General features: G+C 71.3%; 3 protein-coding genes. All 3 read right to left on the bottom strand.

Annotation, left to right across the window (positions count from 1 at the left end; translation table 11 throughout):
• Positions 1–205: 205 nt before the first annotated feature.
• On the bottom strand, positions 206–1,573 hold the full coding sequence (locus ACJ8AN_RS29510; RefSeq protein ID WP_407758846.1) for a hypothetical protein: 1,368 nt from the start codon (positions 1,571–1,573) through the stop codon (positions 206–208).
• 132 nt (positions 1,574–1,705) lie between these two features.
• Positions 1,706–5,035 carry an amidohydrolase family protein gene (locus ACJ8AN_RS29505; protein ID WP_407758845.1) on the bottom strand — a complete coding sequence of 1,110 codons (3,330 nt, stop codon included), beginning with the start codon at positions 5,033–5,035 and terminating at the stop codon, positions 1,706–1,708.
• Between the two features lie 68 nt (positions 5,036–5,103).
• Complete coding sequence (locus ACJ8AN_RS29500; RefSeq protein WP_407758844.1) at positions 5,104–6,282, bottom strand: DUF6068 family protein; 1,179 nt, start codon at positions 6,280–6,282, stop codon at positions 5,104–5,106.
• Positions 6,283–6,438: the final 156 nt, after the last annotated feature.

Genomic DNA, 6,438 nt, shown 5'->3' with positions numbered 1-6,438 from the left:
GCCGCCGCCGCCGCCGCCGCTGCTGCCGCTCCCGCGTTTCCGTTGATCGTCGTCATCGCTCTTGCTCCCGGGCTCGAATAGTTCTCGGAAAAGGATCCGGAAAAGTCCGTACGTCCGAGATTATCGGAACCCGAGAGCCAGAGTTGCCTGCCCCTCAAGGATCATACCCGGGGTGGGGGTCATTCCCACCCCAGGTAGGGCCGCGCTAGCGGATGAAGCGCAGGAAGACGGAGGAGTCCGCGGGGGCCGAGAGAGGCCCGGTGCCGACGTCCGTGGTGCCCTCGAGACGGGAGAGGAGCAGCACCTCGCCCGAGCGCGTCACCGCCAGCGCCCCGGCGCGCAGCACGCCCCCCGAGAAGAGGCCCCGAGACCACTCGGGGTCCCCCGAGCCCTGGTAGAGCTTCACCACGAAGAGGTGGTTGTCCGGGGTGCCTCCGGAGCGGAAGGGCAGCGTCGCCCCGCCGGCGCTCTCCCCCGGGCGGTACTGGCCCGTCACCACCAGGCGCCCCTCCCCGTCCACCCCCACCGCCGAGGCGCCCTCCGCGAAGTGGCGCACCCAGCGCTCCTCGCCCCGGAGGCCATAGGCGGCGGCGAAGGCGTCCTGGCCCTGCGCCGAGCGCACCTGGCCCTGGAAGACGAAGCCCCCCGAGTACTCGCCCACCACGAAGAGGCGCTCGCCGTCCACCGCCACGCCCGTGGCCGTGCCCTCCGCGTCCGACAGGCCGCGAGACCACAGGTGGCCCAGCTCCGGGGTGAAGCGGGCGAGGAAGGGGCTGCGCGCGCGGACGGTGGAGAGCGGCTCGCCCCCGAGGTCCACCCGGCCCAGGAAGGAGCCCGCCAGGGCGATGTTGCCGGAGGAGTCCAGCGCCAGCGCCGTCACCGCCAGGCTCCCCGAGCGCACCACCGGCTTCACCGCCAGCAGCACGCCGTCCTCCAGGCGCACCCGGCCCACGAGCGCGGCGCCCACCGGACGGCCAGGGTCCTTGAAGTTCACCGCCACCACGAGCTGCTTGCGGCGCTCGTCCACGGCCAGGGCGCTCGGGGACTGCATGGCCACGCCCTGGAGCGCCACCGGGTGGGACCAGAGGTGCGTGCCGTCCGGCGCGTACTTCGCCAGGAAGGCCCCCGCGGGCAGCGGCTCGCCCCCGAGGCTCAGCGTGGGCTCGCGGTGCTCCCCGGAGACATAGAGGTTGCCCGCCGCGTCCACCGCCATGGCGGACACCGTGGGCCGCACGCCACCATAGATGGGAAAGCCCCGGGACCAGAGGTGCTGGCCATCCGGTGCGTACTTCGCCAGCGCGAGCCCCGCGCTCCCCGGCAGCGCGCCGCCCCCGAGGTCCACGTCGTCACGCTCGTACGCGAGCGAGACGAAGGCATTGCCCTGCCGGTCCACGCCCACTGTCCTCCCGAAGATGGAGCCCTTGAGCGGACGCACATGACGCGTGGCGCCACGAACCGTCCGCTGCTCCTGGACCTGGAGCCCCACCGAGGGCGGGGGCTCCCCCGAGTCCACCCCCGCACCACACCCGAGCCCCAGACACACCGCCACCCAGAATGCTCCGCCGCGCCTCACGCCCCCCTCCTTCACGCCCGCGACATGCAAGCCCCGCCAGCTTGTACACGCGGTGGGGGGCCGTCATCGTCTGCTGGGGTAGAGGGCCCCGGCGCGAAGCCGGAGCCCCCAGCGGGCAGGCGAGCGCCGCGCTCAGTCCTGCTCGGTGCTGATGCTCGTGGTGGGGCCCCAGGTCTCCTGGCCCTCGCGCTCGAAGAAGAGCGGCTCGCGCTTGCGTCCGCCGCCGCCCACCTCATTGAGCGTCATCGCGTCGAACAGCCGCCCGCCCACCATCGTGTACTTGATGGAGGAGCTGTTGCGCAGGTCCTCGAGCGGGTTCTTGTCCAGCACGAGCAGGTCCGCGAGCTTGCCCTCCTCCAGCGAGCCGATGTCCCCGTCCAGCCCGAGGTAGTGCGCGCCCGACAGCGTCGCCGCCTTCAGCGCCTGCATCGGCTTCATGCCGCCCTGGCCGAACATCTGGATTTCCCAGTGCGCCCCGAGCCCCTCGCGCTGGCCGTGCGCGCCCAGCTGCACGCTCACGCCCCGGTCGTTGAGCACCTTCGTCACCTCGGCGATGCGGAAGTGGTTGAACTCGTCCTCGGGCACCATCACCGGCCGGCGGCTGCGCGCGTCCACCACGCGCCGGGGCACGAACGAGAGCAGCCGCTTGTCATCCCAGACGTTCGTCTTCTGGTACCAGTAGTTCTCCCCCCACACGCCGCCGTAGGCGACGATGAGCGTCGGGGTGTAGCCCGTGGCGCTGTGCGACCAGAGCTGCTGCACGTCCTCGTAGGCGTGCGGTACCGGAATCGAGTGCTCGATGCCCGTGTGCCCGTCCACCACCATCGTCATGTTGTGCTGGAAGAGCGAGCCGCCCTCGGGCACCACCATCATCTCCAGCTCGCGAGCGGCCTGCAGAATCTTCTGCCGCTGGTCGCGCCGGGGCTGGTTGTAGCTCTTCACGCTGAAGGCGCCCACGGCCTTCATCCGGCGCAGGTGCGAGCGCGCATCGTCCAGCGACTCGATGGGCGCGCGGAACGCTCCCGCGGCGCCGTACAGGATGGTGCCGGTGGAGAAGACGTGCGGGCCCAGCATGTCACCGGACTTCACCAGCTCGCTGGTGGCGAAGATGGAATCGGTGTCGTTGGACGGGTCGTGCACCGTCGTCACGCCGAAGGCCAGCGAGGACAGCAGCTTCCAGTTCTGCTCCGGGAGGATGCCCTCGTCGCCCATGGCGCCGTGCCAGTGCACGTCCACGATGCCCGGCATCAGCGTCTTGCCGCTCACGTCCAGCACCTTCGCGCCCGCCGGCACCGCCACCTTCGCCCTCGGGCCCACCGCGACGATGCGGTTGCCCTTCACCACCACCACGCCGTCCTCGAGGACCTCGTCCCCCTTCATGGTGATGACGCGGCCTCCCACCAGCGCCACCGTGCCCTCGGGCGCCGCCGTCTTCATCGGGAAGCCGATGTCCAGCCCCTTCTCCGGCACGTCCGGCAGCTTCTCCGGCGCGCCCTCCTGGAAGCGGAAGCTGTCCTTGAGCTCGCGCGTGTACAGCTCGGGGCCCAGCGCCCAGTGCAGGCGCTTGCCATCCCCCGACCAGTGCAGCCACTCGCCCGCGTCGCGAGACACCTTCGCCACCGGCAGCGCCTTCGTCTCGGGGCTCGCCACCGCGCCCTTGGCCCCGTGCGGCAGCGGCATGAGGAACGCGTTGAAGTTCTCCCGGAAGGCCACCCACTTCTCGTCCGGCGACACCCGGTACTCCGTCGCCTCGTCGCTCGTCACGTAGGTGCGCGGCTCGCTCCCGTCCAGGCGGATGCTCTTGAGCGCGCGCTCGTCGTCCTTCTCGCGCTGCTCCACCGTCAGGAAGAACACCCGCTCCGAGCCCGCGCCGAAGTGCGGCTGCTCGCCGTCCTTCACCAGCCGGCGCGGCGTGCCCCCCGCGGCCGCAACCACGAACAGCCCCTGGTCGTGGCTGTAGAGCCCGCTGCGCAGGTAGCCGCCGCCGATGGTGCGGTACACGATGAAGCGGCCATCCGGCGAGAGCGCCGGCTCGATGTAGTGCCCCGGCTGCGCGCTCACCACCCTGCCCTCGCCGCCCGTCACCGGCACCACGCGGATGCCGCCGAGCTTCTCGTCGTCCCACGTGGTGTAGACGATGCTCTTGCCGTCGCGGGAGAAGGACGGGTACAGCTCGGTGTGCTCCGTCTGCTTCGTCAGGCGCCTGGGCGAGCCACCGGGCAGGTCGCGCACGTACAGGTGCCCGAGCGCCTGGAACACCACCTTGTCCCCCTTCGGAGACACCTGTACCCAGCGCAGCATCTTCACCAGGAAGGTGTCGGGCGCCACCGCCTGGGGGAAGCGCAGGGCCTCGGCGAGGGTGCGGGTGCCGCGCACGTGAAAGGGAATGGGCGTCACCTTCTTCGTCGCCACCTCAATCCGCTGCAGCTTGCCGCCCGCCCAGAACACGAGCGACTTGTTGTCCGGCGTCCACGCCATCGCCGGGTACACGCCGTGGATGGCCCACGTCTCCTGCATGTCGCGCTCGAGCCCGTCATACACGGGCCGCTCGGCGCCGCTCGCCAGGTCCGCCACGAACAGCGTGCTCTTGCCGCGCACCCGGCGGATGAACGCCAGGGACTTGCCATCCGGAGACGGCGTGGGGCGGATGGAGCCACCCGGGCCCGTCACGAAGCGCTCGGTCTCGCGCGTGTCCAGGTCGAGGCGTTGAATGACATAGATTTCGCCGTTCGGGTCCTTGTTGTACTCGAACGTCTTCCCGGGCGTGATGTCCTGGCTGTAATAGACATACCGGCCATCGGGAGAGAACGCGGGCTCGCCCACGTCCTTCTGGTCATTGGGGCGCTCGGAGAGCTGCACGCCGTCCCCGCCCGAGCGGTGGTACATCCAGATTTCACCCGCGCCCAGCGAGCGCCGCGAGGAGAAGTGCTTGCGCGCGATGAGGAACTGGCCGTCCGGAGACCACGCGGGGCTGTTGAGCAGGCGGAACTTCTCCTGCGTCACCGCGCCAGGCTGGGAGCCGTCGCGCTTCATCACCCAGATATTGTCGCCGCCGCCCCGATCGCTCGTGAAGGCGATGGATTTGCCATCCGGGCTGTAGCGCGGCTGCATGTCCCAGGCGACGCCGCTGGTGAGCGCCTTGGCCTCGCCGCCCGTCATGGGCAGCGAGTAGAGGTCTCCGAGCAGATCGAAGACGAGCTCATCGCCCTTGGGGCTCACGTCCAGGCTCATCCAGGTGCCCTCGGTGACGTCGAGGTCCACCTGGGAGGACGGGAAGCCGGGGGCGTTCACGTCCCACTTCTCCTCGGGCTTCTTGTCTTCGGACTTCTTGTCCTCGGGCCTGCCCGCGTCCTTCGCGGACTGCGGGGCCTGGGGCTTGGGGGCCGGCGCCTGCGCGCGGGCGGAGAGGGGCAACGCGCTCGTGAGCACGAGCGCGAGGCAACGAAGGCTCAGTCGATTCACTCCGGATCCTCGGTGTTTCGGGATGGGGAGCGGAGCCTACCCCGGCGAGGAGGCCTGTGGAGTCCGCGTTACTTCTGGCCCCCGAGCCACGAGCCCCACCGCACGAGCTGGGTGCCGCCCGCGGGCGAGCGCGTGCCCCCGGCGAGCACGCGCTCGGCGCCGTTGGCGAGCGACTGGAAGCGCGCCTCATAGGGCAGGCCCGCGAGCGCCGGGGCCCACGGCTCGGCCGCGTACGTGTCCGAGAAGACGTGCGGGGTGCCGTCGACGTTCTCGGTGCGCTGCTCGGTGAGGGCGGGCACCTGGCGGCCCTCCGCGGTGAAGGTGCCCCGGGTGCCGGACGCGGCGGCGGCGGGCGGCCAGTCCCCCGAGGTCAGCGCATCCCAGGGCAGGTTCATCAGCAGCTCCTCGAGGGGCTCCGGCTCGGCCTGGGAGAAGTCCGAGCAGGGGGCGGTGTTGGGGTCGACGGGGCCCTCGGTGCGCAGGATGTAGCCGCGCTCGGCGGCGAGGCACACGCGCTGCACACCATGCATGGGCTCCACGTCCACGCGCCGGTCGTAGTACGCGCCCGGGCCCAGGGGCCGCTCCAGCGCGGGCACGGGGGCGTTGGCACCGGCCGAGCCCTCGTGGAGCTCGCGCAGCTTCAGCGTGAAGCCGCCCGGGACGTGGAAGCCGGCCAGCTCGGTGTTCGCCTCGAGCAGGCCGTGGGTGAGGTAGAGCGGGCCCGGCTCGTTGGCGTACACGCGCGTGCGCAGGGGGCCGTCCACGGGGCGCTGGTCGCTGACGTAGCGCATGGCCTCCCAGGTACGGCCCGCGCTGGAGGGCGTCTCGGCGGTGGCCTCGCCCGCGTGGGGCACGTCGAGCGGGCGCGTCGTGTCCGCGCGCACCGGCAGCAGGAGCTCCTTCGCCAGCCGCGTCTGGGCCAGGGGCTTGCCGGCCTCGTCGGTGAAGGCCAGGCGCACCCACACCCAGGGCTGCTGCACGGCCACCACCTCCAGCGTCAGCTGGCCGCCGAGGGTGCGCGCGGTGCCGCCACCGCCGGGCTCGGCTCCCTGCGTCGCGGAGAAGGTGTAGGTGACGCGGTCGCCCACGCGGGCGCGCTTCCAGGCGTCAGCGGCCTGCATGGGCGCGGGCTCGTGGGCCTGGGAGTCGGAAGGAGAAGGGCTGCTCGACTTCGTGCTCTCGCAACCGGGGAGGAAGGACAGGGCCGCGCCCAGCAGCGCGGCGAGGGGCAAGGAGGAAGGGCGCATAGGCAGGTGAGACTGGTTACACCGGCGGTGCATTCACACCGGGCCCGCTGTCCGATGGGCGGGCACCCCGTCCGAAACTCGGACGGTCCGGGTGTCGTACGCGTAACCCTTTGAGTCCACGAAGGATTTACCCGCCAACGTCAGGACTTTTTACAA

The organism is Archangium sp. (assembly GCF_045802675.1).
Taxonomy (GTDB): Bacteria; Myxococcota; Myxococcia; order Myxococcales; family Myxococcaceae; genus Archangium.
This window is presented reverse-complemented; position numbering and strand designations above follow the sequence as displayed.